15 protein-coding genes are annotated in these 13,759 nt (G+C 35.1%); 7 read left to right on the top strand and 8 right to left on the bottom strand.

The annotated features are described in order from the left end of the window. Positions 1-11: 11 nt before the first annotated feature. From ILA26_RS01180 to tfrB, 3 genes are read right to left on the bottom strand one after another with little or no spacing between them, the layout of a single operon-like run. Positions 12-842: a 4Fe-4S binding protein gene (locus tag ILA26_RS01180; protein WP_292893120.1), complete on the bottom strand. Its 831-nt coding sequence runs from the start codon at positions 840-842 to the stop codon at positions 12-14. Then, complete coding sequence (locus tag ILA26_RS01175; protein ID WP_292893119.1) at positions 839-1,744, bottom strand: TrmJ/YjtD family RNA methyltransferase; 906 nt, start codon at positions 1,742-1,744, stop codon at positions 839-841. Before ILA26_RS01175 ends, ILA26_RS01180 begins: the two co-directional genes overlap by 4 nt. A gap of 9 nt (positions 1,745-1,753) precedes the next feature. Then, positions 1,754-3,229, bottom strand: a complete 1,476-nt coding sequence (gene tfrB, locus ILA26_RS01170) for a fumarate reductase (CoM/CoB) subunit TfrB (protein WP_292893117.1) — start codon at positions 3,227-3,229, stop codon at positions 1,754-1,756. 266 nt (positions 3,230-3,495) lie between these two features. On the opposite strand from tfrB, the gene iorA reads away from it, so the two are divergent. From iorA to ILA26_RS01155, 3 genes are read left to right on the top strand one after another with little or no spacing between them, the layout of a single operon-like run. Further along, positions 3,496-5,388, top strand: a complete 1,893-nt coding sequence (gene iorA / locus ILA26_RS01165) for an indolepyruvate ferredoxin oxidoreductase subunit alpha (protein WP_292893116.1) — start codon at positions 3,496-3,498, stop codon at positions 5,386-5,388. A gap of 4 nt (positions 5,389-5,392) precedes the next feature. Next, complete coding sequence (locus ILA26_RS01160; protein ID WP_292893115.1) at positions 5,393-5,977, top strand: indolepyruvate oxidoreductase subunit beta; 585 nt, start codon at positions 5,393-5,395, stop codon at positions 5,975-5,977. Between the two features lie 54 nt (positions 5,978-6,031). After that, on the top strand, positions 6,032-6,310 hold the full coding sequence (locus tag ILA26_RS01155) for a hypothetical protein (RefSeq protein ID WP_292893114.1): 279 nt from the start codon (positions 6,032-6,034) through the stop codon (positions 6,308-6,310). Positions 6,311-6,393: 83 nt separating this feature from the next. Here the strand turns inward: ILA26_RS01155 and ILA26_RS01150 are convergent, their stop codons facing one another. Further along, positions 6,394-6,825 (bottom strand): amino acid-binding protein, encoded by a 432-nt coding sequence (locus ILA26_RS01150; RefSeq protein WP_292893113.1) that lies wholly within the window; start codon positions 6,823-6,825, stop codon positions 6,394-6,396. A 9-nt stretch (positions 6,826-6,834) separates the two neighbouring features. After that, on the bottom strand, positions 6,835-8,136 hold the full coding sequence (locus ILA26_RS01145; protein WP_292893112.1) for a phenylacetate--CoA ligase: 1,302 nt from the start codon (positions 8,134-8,136) through the stop codon (positions 6,835-6,837). Between the two features lie 207 nt (positions 8,137-8,343). Here ILA26_RS01145 and ILA26_RS01140 point away from each other — a divergent pair, with 207 nt between their 5' ends. From ILA26_RS01140 to ILA26_RS10330, 3 genes are all read left to right on the top strand, one after another. Further along, positions 8,344-9,141 carry a tetratricopeptide repeat protein gene (locus ILA26_RS01140; RefSeq protein ID WP_292893110.1) on the top strand — a complete coding sequence of 266 codons (798 nt, stop codon included), beginning with the start codon at positions 8,344-8,346 and terminating at the stop codon, positions 9,139-9,141. A gap of 107 nt (positions 9,142-9,248) precedes the next feature. Then, positions 9,249-10,859: a sodium:solute symporter family protein gene (locus ILA26_RS01135; protein WP_292893108.1), complete on the top strand. Its 1,611-nt coding sequence runs from the start codon at positions 9,249-9,251 to the stop codon at positions 10,857-10,859. Further along, the gene (locus ILA26_RS10330) at positions 10,859-10,972 is read left to right on the top strand and encodes a symporter small accessory protein (RefSeq protein WP_366514870.1); all 114 of its coding nucleotides are present in this window, start codon (positions 10,859-10,861) and stop codon (positions 10,970-10,972) included. Before ILA26_RS01135 ends, ILA26_RS10330 begins: the two co-directional genes overlap by 1 nt. A 46-nt stretch (positions 10,973-11,018) precedes the next feature. Here the strand turns inward: ILA26_RS10330 and ILA26_RS01130 are convergent, their stop codons facing one another. Genes ILA26_RS01130 through ILA26_RS01120 form a run of 3 tightly spaced genes read right to left on the bottom strand, consistent with a single transcriptional unit; the run spans position 11,019 to position 11,829 of the window. Continuing rightward, positions 11,019-11,171 carry a hypothetical protein gene (locus tag ILA26_RS01130; protein WP_292893106.1) on the bottom strand — a complete coding sequence of 51 codons (153 nt, stop codon included), beginning with the start codon at positions 11,169-11,171 and terminating at the stop codon, positions 11,019-11,021. Positions 11,172-11,179: 8 nt separating this feature from the next. Then, entirely contained in the window at positions 11,180-11,668 is a 489-nt protein-coding gene (locus ILA26_RS01125; RefSeq protein ID WP_292893104.1) for a hypothetical protein, read from the bottom strand. 8 nt (positions 11,669-11,676) lie between these two features. Beyond that, positions 11,677-11,829, bottom strand: a complete 153-nt coding sequence (locus ILA26_RS01120; RefSeq protein WP_292893102.1) for a hypothetical protein — start codon at positions 11,827-11,829, stop codon at positions 11,677-11,679. 1,083 nt (positions 11,830-12,912) lie between these two features. Between ILA26_RS01120 and ILA26_RS01115 the strand changes: the two genes are divergently transcribed. Then, complete coding sequence (locus tag ILA26_RS01115; protein WP_292893100.1) at positions 12,913-13,740, top strand: SDR family oxidoreductase; 828 nt, start codon at positions 12,913-12,915, stop codon at positions 13,738-13,740. The last annotated feature ends 19 nt before the right edge of the window (positions 13,741-13,759 follow it).

The raw sequence follows: 13,759 nt of genomic DNA, 5'->3' as shown, positions 1-13,759 counted from the left end.
ATTAATAAACGTTATAATTCTCTAATTTCTAGTAAGTTATCCATTCTATTGACAACATTGTCAATGGTTTCATCAGTATAGTCAATTGTAATTGCATCAAACTTGCATGCGTTAACACAAAGGCCGCAGCCTTTACAGTTGTCATAATCAATAGAAATCTTATTGTCCTTCAATTCGATTGCCTGGAACATGCAAACTTCATTTAAACATTTTTTGCACATTTTACAATTGTCTTCATTAAGCTTTACACTGATTCCGTCAAGCTTTTCCAGTTTGTCGCTAATAGAATCATCAAGATTAGGGTACACTTTCCACAAACAGCAGCATGGGCAGCAGTGGCAAATGGTTAACAATCCTTTTCCAGGCCTGATATTCATCCAAACTGTATCGATTTTATTTCTTCCAATAATATGGCTTAATCCTGCTGCATCGGCTCTGTCAACCTGTTCCAATGCTTCTTCCACAGTTGCAAGATGACCAATATTTTTTGGAATTTTTCTGGCAGTGGGCCCAAGGAATATGCATCCGATGTCTTTAGGATAGTCTTCACAATTGTTTGAGGTTCTGCATAAACATGAATTCATGATAACAATGTCGTCGCAACGTTTGATTACGTCCTTAATTACTTGGGTAGGCAGGAATTCAGATCCTTCTGATTCAATCTTTTTGTTGACATTTATTGTATTTGGAATAACAATGATTTCATCGTCTTCAAATAGCATTTTATCAACGATTTTTTTATATGCTTTTGATTTTTTAGTGATTTCTGCTATCCAAAATCTCCAATTGAAAATATATTTTAGGACAAAAATACTAATGTCTGCGAAGCTAATACGTCTCATTGTTCACCAAGTTTATTTTTTAATCTTCTTAATATTCCTTTAAGGGTATGTGCTTCTCTGCCTGTTATGAATGCACGTGAGATGATATTGTTGAAAGTTTTCATTCCGTTTCTTTTTTTATGGTCCGGAATGTCTAAACTATCTATCAGATCTTTCATGTCCTTAAGCAGATAGTCTTTTTCCAATGAGGTACTTTCATTTAAACCTTCAGCACCAAATTCATGCTTGTTTTTGAATAGTTCATAGAATATTATTGCCGCAGCATGAGAGATGTTCATGATTGGGTAAGTTGGGTCGGTTGGAATGGATACGCAAATGTCGCAGTCTCCTATTTCCTTGTTTGAAAGCCCATCACCTTCCCTTCCGAACAATATGGCTATTTTGTTGGAAACGTTCAAAGATTTTCCAAGTTCTTCGGGTTTTATTGGAATTCTAGCTAGGTTGTAGCTTCCGCCAACAGTTCCTGTTGAAGCGACCTTGAAGTCAATTCTTTGGGATTGGTAGAATTCATCCAATGTCTTGTATATCATAGCGTTTTCCACGATGTATTTCCCATGTGTGGCTTGATAATAAGCGTCATTTGTTAATTTTGGAGGATTGATTAAAACTAAATTCTTAAGCCCGAAGTTTGCCATTGTTCTTGCAAGAAAACCTACATTTCCAGGGGTTTCACATTCCACAAAAACAACATAAATGTTTTCCTTAAAGAGAAGAATCTCTTTTTCCTCTTGCTCTCTTACAAGTTTTGCTCTAGCAGTTCCTCGGGATTGCTTTTTGGATGCTGCTTTTTTTGTTGAAGTTGCTTTCTTTTCACTTTCTTCCTTTTTTTCAGGTGAATTCATAGCGGTTGTCTCAACCACTTTCTGTTCACTTACTGCAGCATCTCCTCCTATTTTAATCAACTCCTTAATTTATTCATAAGCTTTATTCAATAATTCAAGAATGTGCATTGATTTTACATCTTCACAACCAATTGCATCTAATCCGTCTTGTAAGTTCAATTCACAGAATGGGCAGATTGTAACCACAGCATCTGCGCCTGTGTCTTTAATCATTTCTGCTTTTGATTTTGACAAGTCCATAGCGATTTCAGGCTTTCCGGATTTGATTCCTCCTCCTGCACCGCAGCATTGACAAGGATATTTCATCTCTTCAAATTCAACACCTGGAATCTTTTCAATTATGTTTCTAGGCGCATCCTTAATTCCTTGTCCTCTTCCTAAGTGGCATGGGTCGTGATATGTGACTTTCATTTTAACTTCTTTTAGCTTGTCGGTATCGAGCTTGTCTTCTAGAAACTCGCTGATGTCCATAACATTCAATTTGGAACCATATTCTGGATGATTGTTTTTCAGTGTGGATCCGCAACCTGAACAGATTGTAATGACAGTGTCATAATCCTTGAAGACTTCCTTATTTGTATCAACAAGCTTTTGGACGATGTCAGTCTGACCTGTTCTTAATAATGGGGAACCGCAACAAACCTGTCCTTCAGGTACGTCAATATCAATTCCGTTCTCTTTAAGTACTTTAACCAATGTGTGTCCGATTTCAGGGAACTTGTAGTCAACCATACATCCTGTGAAGAATGCAATTTTGGAACCTGTTTCATTGACTGCCTCATCAATGAATGGAGTTTTGTTGGTTTTAACAGATCTTCCACTCTTTTCGATGTTTTCTCTGAATGCAACGTGTTCTGGGAGAGGTCCTGAACCGTTTGCAACTGCAATAGCTCTCATTTTTTCTATTGCATCACCGAATGTGTTGATGTTTTTAGGACAAACCGCCAGACATTTTCCACAGCTGGTGCAGTTGTAAAGTCCATCATCCAATGCTTCCTTGAGTCTGTCAAAGTTGTCTCTAGGGTCAGTTTCAAATTTCCTGATGTATCTCATTAGGTAAGGTCCTCCAAACTCTTCTGTTGCAATGTTTACAACAGGACAGGTTGAAAGACATGAATAACATTCGATACAGCTTCTCACCTTTTTGGTATCGACTGTATCATCTTTGGTTATGCTTTCATCAATGCCTTCGCATTTATGGTCACATTGAAGAGATAGCTCTAAGTCTTTGACCTTGGCCTCAATGCTAGATTTGTCCACTATCAAATCTTTAATCACTGGGAAATTAAGAGGCTCAATAATCGCTCCATCCTTAATTTCTTTTTGACATGCAAGAGCTCCATTTCCTTTAAATAAAATTCCGCAAGAACCACATTGTCCTGCTCTACATGAGCTTCTAAAGCTAATGTCAGCATCATATTTGTCATTAATAGCTTGAAGTGCGTCAAGAACCTTCATTTGAGGGGTTTTTTCAATTTCATAACACTCTAAATGAGGTTCGCTGTCTGTTTCACTATTAAATCTAGACACATAAACCTTAATCATTTTCTCCTCTCCAATTTTATTAGCTTGTAAAACATTATAATATAATATTTGTATCCTAACAAATATATTATACTTACTATTAATATAGTCAAAAATAGAATTTTCATGATTTATTGGAAAATATTTTCAAGTTTTATGGGAACTTGAATCAAATGTTTTTATATTTTTTCATGTTAATTTTCACTAAAATTGGATAAATACATAATTTTAATAAGTTTAAAATAATTATATTATATATGTATTAACTAGATTTTGAGGAGAAAATAATGAATTTAAAAGAATTAGTCACAGGAGATTCTGGCGAAAAACAGTTTTTGCTAGGTAATGAGGCTGCTGTAAGAGGCGTTATAGAGGCAGGTGTTTCTATTGCAGCTACATATCCAGGAACTCCTTCATCAGAAATTGGAAATATTTTATCTGTATTGGCTAAGGATGCCAATATCTATTTTGAGTTTTCAACTAATGAGAAAGTTGCTATGGAGGTTGCAGCAACAGGTGCTGTTTCAGGATTAAGATCATTCACATTCATGAAGCATGTAGGTTTGAATGCATCTGCAGACTCTTTCATGACAACTGCGTATTCAGGCGTAAACGGTGGAATGGTTATCTTGTCCGCTGACGACCCTTCACTTTTTTCATCCCAGAACGAACAGGATACTCGTAATTATGCTAAATTGGCAAACATGCCTATTTTAGAACCGTCCAACTGTCAGGAAGTTAAGGACATGGTAAAATATGCATTCGACTTGTCAGAACAATTCAAGATACCTGTAATCGTCAGAACCACAACCCGTGTTTCACACATGAGGGGAATAGTTGAGTTCGGTGAAGTCAAGGACAACTCATCAAATTGTGACGATCACTGGAAAAGAGGTCACTTCAACAAGGATCCGTCAAAATATGTTCCTGTTCCAGCATTTGCAGGAGAAATGCACGTAAGATTATGGGATAAGATTCACAAGATTGAAGAAATCACCAACAAAACCGAATTTAACCAAGTAATTAGTTTATCTGACGAAAAGAAATACGGTATAATCTCTTCAAGCAGCGCTTACAATTATGCCCACGATGTCTGCAAGTTCAACAACTTGGACATTAACATCCTAAAACTGGGATTCTCATATCCCTTCCCTAAAGATAAGGTCGCTGAATTCTTGTCTGACTTGGATGAGGTTTTCATAGTTGAGGAAGTCGATCCAATCATAGAAAGGGACACCTTGGCTGTTGTGGGAGCTGAAAAGCTTGATGTCACCGTTCACGGTAAATTGGATGGCACTTTCCCATTGTATCATGAATTCAACTCTGATGTTGTGGCTGATGGATTGAACAAATTATTGAACTTCAAACAGGACAGTGAAGTCAACTACTCCTCAAGCTTGGAAAAATTACAGGAGGACATTCCTTCCCGTGCACCGGTATTATGTGCAGGATGTCCTCATAGGGCAATGTATTACGGTGTAAATCTCGCAATTGAGGAATTAGGATTAAAACCATCAGATGTTGTATTTGCATCAGATATTGGATGTTACACATTAGGAATAAACCCTCCTTACAATGCTGCTGATTACCTATTGTCAATGGGTTCCAGCGTAGGGGACGGATGCGGATTCTCAGTTGCTACCGACCAAAAGGTCGTGAGCTTCATTGGGGACTCAACATTCTTCCACAGTGGTGTTTCACCATTAATCAATGCGGTTCACAACAAGCACAACTTTGTATTGACTGTTCTAGACAACAGAATCACCGCAATGACTGGTGGTCAGCCAAACCCTGGAATTCCAATCGATGGAATGGGGGATGAGGCTCCTGAAGTTTCCATTCGTAAATTGGCTCTTGCTTGCGGATGTGACTATGTGCGTGTAATCAATCCGTTCAACTTGGAACAAGTAATTAAAACTTATAAAGAAGCACTAGAAAGAAACGATACTGCAGTTATCATTTCAAAAGCTCCATGTACATTAATTAAAGGTTTAACCAAAAAACCTCCTGTAAGTTTTGTTGAGAAAAACTGTAATAACTGTGACAAATGTGTAAGTGAACTTGCATGTCCTGCCATTTCAAAAATCAATGGTAAAATTACAATCGACACTGCTCAATGTGACGGATGTAATGTATGTATACAGGTATGTAAATATGGCGCTTTAGAGGCAGGTAGGTGAGAAAATGGATAATCATTATAGTATTTATATTTGCGGCGTGGGCGGTCAAGGAATCATCAAGACCTCCACAATCATCGGTGAAGCTGCAATGAATCAAGGTTTGGATGTTGTGATGAGTGAAATTCACGGAATGTCTCAAAGAGGAGGATCTGTTTCTACCGAATTGAAGATTGGAGGATACAATTCATCAATCATTCCAAAACAAGGGGCAGACATGCTGCTTTCCTTTGAACCTATTGAAACAATCAGAGGTTTGGATAAAGTAAACTCAGAAACCAAAATTGTTTACAATACTCATCCGATAGTTCCTTCATCAACAGATAAAGCTTATCCAAGTGTTGACAGCATTACAAAAACCTTAAAGGAAAATTTCAAACATGTTCTTCCTATTGATGGAACACAATTGGCTATTGAAGCTGGAAGTGTCTTGTCCTTGAACATGGTTCTTTTAGGTGCTGTGACTGCAGATGATAAGTTCCCTTTAACCAAGGAATCTGTTATTGATGCAATGAAAAATAATTTAAAACCTAAATTCCATGAAATGAATTTAAAGGCTATTGAAAGTGGGTATAAATCCATTAAAGGTTAATATTTAAATAGTATTTAAACTAAAATTTAATGTATATAAAAGAGTTGTGGTATTATGGCTTATAGAATTGACAATGCTATTGTAAAAAAGGATAGTACTGGTAAAGTAACACTAATTGACCCAGAAAACGTTTTTAAAGATGAAGATGCATTTATTGCTATTAAAAGTGATGATTTAATTACAATTCAACTTTTAATCAATGGTATTCTTAAAAATGATTTTAAAAGTTGGAGAGAATTAGGTGTTATTCCTGAAAATGAACCACTAAAAAGCCTTTTTGTACGTTTAGGATATTCAAAAGAAGATATAGCTAAATTATTAAAAGAATTCTAGCTATCTTTTTTTACTATTTTTTTATAATTTAATCTATTTAGTCTATTTTTTAAAAAAAAGTTTAGAAAAGAGGTTAATCTTTTCTATAATTCTTTGATGTCTGATTCTTCTAAGATTTTAACATTGCTGTTTTCAAGAGCTTCGATAGCCTTGTCCATGTTTTCTAATCTCATAGCAACGATTGCCTCATCACTTTTACTACTTACGAATGCGTATAAGTATTCTAAGTTGATGTCTTTTTCATCGAAAATTGCTAATGTTGAGTTTAATCCGTTAGGTTCATCAGGAACTGCTAAAACGATTACTTCATTTTCCTTTACAATGAATCCATCATTTTCAAGAGCTTCTATAGCCTTTTCATTGTTTGAAACAATCAATCTTAAAATTCCGTATTTTGTTGTGTCTGCTATGGATAATGCACGGATATTGATGTCAGCTTTTGCCAATGTGTCAATTGCTTTTTTAATTCTTCCTTCTTTGTTTTCTACAAAAATTGAAATTTGTTTAACTACCATACTACCACCTTATTCAAAGTTCCTTTCATCGATTACACGAACAGCTTTACCTTCACTTCTTGGAAGTGATTCAGGTTCACAGATTGTCACGTCAACTCTAATTCCTATTTCTGATCTGATTGATGCTTGGATTTGCTTTTCAACTTTTTCCATTTCTTTCATTTCATCGGAGAAGAGTTCTTTGGAAGCTTCCACTTTAACTTCTACTTCATCTAAAAGGTCAGGTCTTGTTACATGAATCAAGTAGTTAGGTGTTGCTTTTGCAACTTTTAACAATGCTTTTTCAATTTGAGATGGGAAAACCATTACTCCTTTGATTTTAAGCATGTCATCGCTTCTACCGGTGATTCTTGTCATTCTAACGGTGGTCCTTCCACATTCACATTTCTCATCAATGAGGGAAGTCAAGTCTTTGGTTCTGAATCTTAAAATAGGCATTCCAGTTTTGGTCAATGAGGTCAATACAAGTTCTCCTTTTTCACCGTAATCAAGGGTTTCGCCGGTTTCGGAGTTGATGATTTCAGGATAGAAATGGTCATCCTGTATGTGCATTCCGTTTTGACAGTCACATTCCTGAGCCACTCCAGGTCCCATTACCTCGGTCAATCCATAAATGTTATGGGTTTTGATTCCAAGGGATTTTTCAATTCTTTTTCTCATTTCACTGGTCCACATTTCTGCACCGTGGATTCCTGCCTTCAAGTTAATGTCTTCAAGTGAGATTCCAGCTTTTTCCCTGGATTCTCCGAGATACATTGCATAGGATGGGGTACAGGTTAAAATGTCACTTTGGAAATCTACCATGGTGTCAAGCTGTCTTTGGGTATTTCCAGCTGAAATTGGAATTGTAATTGCTCCCATTTTGTTCCCACCGTGGTGAATACCAAATCCTCCAGTGAATAATCCGTATCCGTAAGCATTTTGGATGATGTAGTCTTGTTCTGCACCAGCCATCTTAAGCCCACGAGCAATACATTCTCCCCAAATGTCCAAGTCGTTTTGTGTGTATGCTGTAACTGTTGGTTTTCCGGTTGTTCCGGAGGATGCATGCACTTCCACAATCTCTTCACGAGGAACCGCAAGTAATCCTAATGGATATGCTTCTCTTAGGTCACTTTTTGTTGTGAATGGAATTTTTTCAATGTCTTTCAAGGTCTTGATGTCTTCCGGTTTTAGTCCGGCTTCGTCGAATCGTTTTTTGTAAAATTCAACATTTTCATATGCTAATTTTACAGTTTCTTGTAGTCTTTTTAGTTGAAGTTCTTCTTTTTCTTCTTTATTCATACATTCTGCTTTCTCATTCCAAAACATAGTATCCCTATTTTAATCTAAATTTTTTTTATTATGTTTAAATATTGTTGCTTATCAATAAAAAACTTTGTTATACTGTTTAATTTACATTCATCTTGAAATAAATATTACTAAAAACGTGTTAAATTATAAATTAACATCAATAATTACTTTAAAATTGATAAAACTATTTATATGATTTTTAATTTTAATTTAATTGGTGATAAATTGAATAATCATATTGAAAATGGTAAAAATGAATTTGATAATGGAAATTATGAAAAAGCATTAGATCACTTTAAACTGGTGAATTCCAATAATGAACATTATGAGTATGCTCAATTGTTTGTAGCAAATTGCCTGATGGAATTGAAAAGGTATGATGACTCGTTGGATGTTGTAGACAAGTTAATTTCACTAAATCCTTACAATAAATTGGCATGGTTCAACAGAGCATTGTGTCAAATTTTTCTAAAAGATGAGGAAAAAGCATTAGCTACAATCGGTGAAATTATTCGTCTCATTGATTTAAGGAGCAAATATGACTTGGTTTTTGTGGCCAAATTATATAAGCTATTGAACATCTATGATGAGGCTTTGAAATTCTGTGACTTGGCTTTAGAAATTGATGAAAACTTTAAGGATGCATTGTATGAAAAGTCATTGGTTGCCATGAGATTGGATGATGATGAACTCATAAATGACGTTTCGGATAGGCTCTTGGAGCTTTCGGATGGTGGACCGTTGGGTTTCATGTCAGTTTTCATACTAAAGCTGTTTTCTAAAAATTATTCTGCTTGTATCGATTTGATTAATGGTTTGGAGGGGGATAAGTTTGATAACGATTATATGATGATGTTTAAGGCAATGGTCTATCAGCAGATATGTGAGGATTTGTGCGTTAACCTGTTGGTTGTCAATTCTGAGGACTTTCCTTTGGATGATGCATTGGATGCAATGATTGATTTTGTTGAGAATAAAACTGACAACGGCAAAATCAATGGTGTCCAATACTATATCATATAATGTACAAAAATGTACCTCAATGTATACAATAGTAATATTTATTAAGTATCCTAATTAGAAATAATATACGTAAGAATAAAAATTCTTTAGTTTAGAGGTAATTATTTATGGACGTTATGATCTTGGCAATAATATTTATTGTTTACATATTTGCTTTAGTATTCGTAGGATACTATGCATACAAAAAAACCAATTCCTCTGAAGACTTTATGATTGCAGGTAAGGATACGCATCCTTTCATCATGGCAATGAGTTATGGTGCAACATTCATTTCAACGGCAGCAATCGTAGGTTTTGGTGGAGTTGCAGGGCAATATGGGATGAGTGTATTATGGCTTGCATTTTTAAATATTATTATTGGTGTATTTATTGCATTCGTATTTTTAGGAAAAAGAACTCGTCGTATGGGACACGCTTTGGAATCCTTGACATTTCCTGAATTCTTGGGAAAACGTTTTGACTCCAAGTTCATCCATTATGTATCCGGATTGATCATTTTCTGCGCAATGCCACTTTATGCGGCGGTTGTATTGATTGGTGCTGCAAGATTCCTGGAATCTTCATTATTAATCGATTTCAGTATTGCACTGTTAATCTTATCCATCATTATCACATTCTATGTGCTTTTCGGTGGAATACGTGGAGTAATGTATACCGATGCACTTCAGGGAACCATCATGGTTGTTGCTATGCTGTTCCTTTTAGTATTCGTATACTGGTTGCTCGGTGGAGTTGACACAGCAAACACAGCACTTACCAATATGGGTCACTTATACCCTGCAGATGCCATGGCAACGGGCGGAACGGGTTGGACTTCGTTTCCGGAATTTGGAACACCGTTCTGGTGGTCACTTGTGTCATCCACATTAATCGGTGTAGGTATCGGGGTTCTCGCACAACCTTCATTGATTGTAAGATTCATGACCGTAAAATCCGATAAGGAATTGAACAGATCAGTTTTAATCGGAGGTATATTCATTGCAATCATGCCAACAACCGCCTATATCGTTGGATCACTTTCCAATGTATACTTCTTCGACAAGCTAGGAAAGATTGCGGTTGATGTGGTCGGAGGAAACATCGACAAGATTATTCCGACATTCATCACAATGGCACTGCCTGAATGGTTCGTGTACATCTTCCTATTGTCCCTGATTGCGGCAGCAATGTCAACAATCTCCTCACAATTGCACACCCAAGGTACTGCATTCGGTGTGGACATCTACGGTACAATAAGAGACAAATCCAAACAAAAGCTCGATCAGGTAAGTATTTCAAGAGTTGGTATTCTAATCGCTATCATCCTCGCATTGGTAATGGCATTCTCACTTCCTGGAAGTGTGGTTGCACTCGGAACAAGTCTGTTCTTTGAAATCTGTGCAGCAGCGTTCTTGCCAGTGTTCTTGGGAGCTCTATACTGGAAAGGAATCACAAGACTTGGTGCAATTGCAGGAATTTTGTCCGGAACATTTGTCAGTTTATTCTGGCTTATATTCGTGTTCAAAAAGACTGCAGTCGGTCTTGGATTATGTAAGTTCATTCTTGGTGTGGAGACAATCCTGCCTGCGGCTCCATGGCCGTTCATTGATGTAATGTTGATAGCAGTTCCGGTTTCAGCAATATTCACTATTGTTGTAAGCTTACTCACAAAACCTCCTGCTGATGAGGTAATTGATAAGGCATTTGAAAACATAGACAAAAAAGGAAGTGATGCATAATGGCAATTTTAGGTATTGAAGACCCACTGATCTGGGGAGTATATGTTGGAATTATCCTGTCAACACTTTTATGTATTGTTTATGGAATTGTGAACTGGAATAAGGGAGATTAAACTCTCTTATTTTTACTTTTTAAAATAAGAATTATTATTGGATAATTTAACTATCCAATATTTCTTCAAGTTCTTTAATGGATTTTCCGGTTTTTTGGGAGATTTCACTCAATGGTGTTCCGGAATTAAGAAAACTTAATATGAATTCTTTTAAAGCTTTTTTTTCTTTTCTTTCTGCATATTCGTATATTAAACTCATTCTATCACCTATAATAAATCGCATAATATTTGTCTATCTTCATTATTTTCTATGAATTTGTCTACAATTAACCATTCAATCCCATATGATAGATTTTTAATAGAGTCCGTTACATTTTTTACTTGTAATAAGTTATGGACTATTCTTTTAATATATTTTTCAATGTCTTTGCTAACTATAATGGGAATTAAAGCATACAATATTAATTCTTTTGTTTCAATTTTTAATCCTTCTTTTATTTTTGATTCGACAGTTGTCATTATGTCATCTGCATTCAAATCATTGAGACTAACAATGCGATATGTAAACACGCTATCCTTGTTGAATTTATATTTAATTGTTTTTGATTCTTCAGCAGTGCTTAAAACAATCAAATTGACTTCCTTGTCATTTTCTTTATCTCTATTAGCTACAGCAACATAAGTTAATCCTCTTTTTGAAAACTCATTGTCTGTTGGTGTGCTTTGAATTTCAATAATTAGATTTTCAAAATCCAATTCTAGTATTATGTCTGGTATGTAATCCTTTGGATCAGTAATCGTAATTCTTTAGTCCAAATCTTTACCTTGACAGTATCAACATCAAGTATGTCCAGCAATATCTTTGCATCTTCATTATTAATGTTTTTAAATATCTTATCTTCGGAGAAACTTGTCATATTAACACATTCTCGTTATTTTCGATATTAAATTATGTATTTTAATATTTAAAGCATTGTATATTTGATTTAAATCATATAAACTTATATATGATGTTTTTTTGAAGTAAATTTTACAAAATGGCATCAATTTTATAAACTAAGGACAATTCATTAAATTTTTAATATATAAATGAAACGTATATTTGGATACAAATCATACGTTAATGATTTGCATTTTTTCTAATTTTTTCATGTTAGGATTATGAAGCAATTTGGCGTTATATTGTGAAGTAAATTTTTTGAATATAAATCAATATTTCACGTTAAAAACAATTTTTAGGTCTTTATTTACTTAATAGAAATCTTAAATACTCTTAAATCTAGTATTATAATTAATCAAACTCTTGACCAAAGGGAGGTGGTATTATTTTGAACAGGATAATATTGCTGATGAAGGGATTTGAGACATCTGTTTTAATGAACTCTCCTCTTGGCAGTTTCATTCATTTAAATGGATGAATCTTTATGAGTATCCAAAGGAAGCTTTGGACCGCAATGCTCATATACACCATTATAACGTGGTGTTTGGCATTTGTCATCATGTGGATTATTTATTATTAATCCTATCTTATAATTGATTTCTCCTTTAAATTGCAGGAATCTTCAATATTATGATGATTGTTTATCGATGACCTTAACCGGTCATGTTTGGGTTTGTTTATTTGTAAGGAACACTTCCTGCAATTTATAAATTAAAAAACAATAAAGTTTATATATATATATATTCTATTTCATAATATTCATTAGAGTTTAAAGTCCATTTTCAGGGTACTTAAATTCTAAAGTTTAAATGAATGAATTTATTTGATGTCTAACTGTTCCAACATGTATTAAACATGTTGTAGACATTGAATTTTAACTTATTTTTAAACTATAATGCTAATTTTTAAGGATTGAATTTCCGGTATTTGCTTTTTTTTTTTTAAACATATTTTTGGTGAATGGATTGCTTATCTAAAATATTTGACATTTAAATAAATAATTGTTGCATATAACAACATTTTTATATTTTGAAATACTATTTTTACATAAGTGATTTTTATGAATGATGTTGTACTTTTAACCGGAGCGGGCCAGATAGGCATGGCAATCGCAAGAAGAATCGGTCATGGTAAAAAAATTGTCATTGGCGATAAAAACATTCAAAATGCTGAAAACATTTCTAAAATCATGACTGAAGCGGGATTTGACACAGAAATCAAGGAATGTGACATTTCATCAAGGGATTCAATTAAAAGCTTAATAGATTTTGCTCAAAAATTCGGTGAAATCGCATATTTCATAAATGCTGCAGGCGTTTCACCATCACAGGCACCAATAGAAACAATCTTAAAAGTGGATTTGTACGGAACTGCAGTGCTTCTTGAAGAGGTTGGAAAAGTCATAAAAGAAGGCGGCGTTGGAGTGACAATATCCTCACAGTCAGGTCACAGGATGAAGCAACTGGGTGCTGAAATCGACGAGCAGCTTGCAACAACACCAACCGAAGAATTGTTGGATTTGGAAGTTTTGCAGCCGGAAAACATTGATGATACATTGCATGCATACCAGCTGGCCAAAAGATGCAACGTTAAAAGGGTGATGTATGAGGCATGCAGATGGGGAGAAAAGGGTGCAAGAATCAACTCAATTTCTCCAGGAATCATAGTGACTCCATTGGCCATTGACGAGTTCAACGGCCCCAGGGGAAACTTCTACAAGAATATGTTTGCAAACTGTCCATCAGGAAGGCCCGGAACAGCCGATGAGGTTGCAAACGTTGCAGAATTATTGATGTCCGATAAGGGAGCATTCATCACAGGAAGTGACTTCTTGGCAGATGGGGGTGCAACAGCATCATTCTTCTACGGCAAGTTAAGACCTGAATGATAATTATTATTATTTAATT

It is taken from the genome of Methanobrevibacter sp. (assembly GCF_017940815.1).
Taxonomy (GTDB): Archaea; Methanobacteriota; Methanobacteria; order Methanobacteriales; family Methanobacteriaceae; genus Methanocatella.
This window is presented reverse-complemented; position numbering and strand designations above follow the sequence as displayed.

Coding starts and splice junctions, on each gene's coding strand:
- ILA26_RS01135 (WP_292893108.1), top strand. CDS start 9,249: ATGGACGTTATGATCTTGGCAATAATATTTATTGTTTACATATTTGCT.
- ILA26_RS01130 (WP_292893106.1), bottom strand. CDS start 11,171: ATGAGTTTAATATACGAATATGCAGAAAGAAAAGAAAAAAAAGCTTTA.
- ILA26_RS01160 (WP_292893115.1), top strand. CDS start 5,393: ATGGATAATCATTATAGTATTTATATTTGCGGCGTGGGCGGTCAAGGA.
- ILA26_RS01120 (WP_292893102.1), bottom strand. CDS start 11,829: ATGACAAGTTTCTCCGAAGATAAGATATTTAAAAACATTAATAATGAA.
- tfrB (WP_292893117.1), bottom strand. CDS start 3,229: ATGATTAAGGTTTATGTGTCTAGATTTAATAGTGAAACAGACAGCGAA.
- ILA26_RS10330 (WP_366514870.1), top strand. CDS start 10,859: ATGGCAATTTTAGGTATTGAAGACCCACTGATCTGGGGAGTATATGTT.
- ILA26_RS01145 (WP_292893112.1), bottom strand. CDS start 8,136: ATGTTTTGGAATGAGAAAGCAGAATGTATGAATAAAGAAGAAAAAGAA.
- ILA26_RS01150 (WP_292893113.1), bottom strand. CDS start 6,825: ATGGTAGTTAAACAAATTTCAATTTTTGTAGAAAACAAAGAAGGAAGA.
- ILA26_RS01180 (WP_292893120.1), bottom strand. CDS start 842: ATGAGACGTATTAGCTTCGCAGACATTAGTATTTTTGTCCTAAAATAT.
- iorA (WP_292893116.1), top strand. CDS start 3,496: ATGAATTTAAAAGAATTAGTCACAGGAGATTCTGGCGAAAAACAGTTT.
- ILA26_RS01155 (WP_292893114.1), top strand. CDS start 6,032: ATGGCTTATAGAATTGACAATGCTATTGTAAAAAAGGATAGTACTGGT.
- ILA26_RS01115 (WP_292893100.1), top strand. CDS start 12,913: ATGAATGATGTTGTACTTTTAACCGGAGCGGGCCAGATAGGCATGGCA.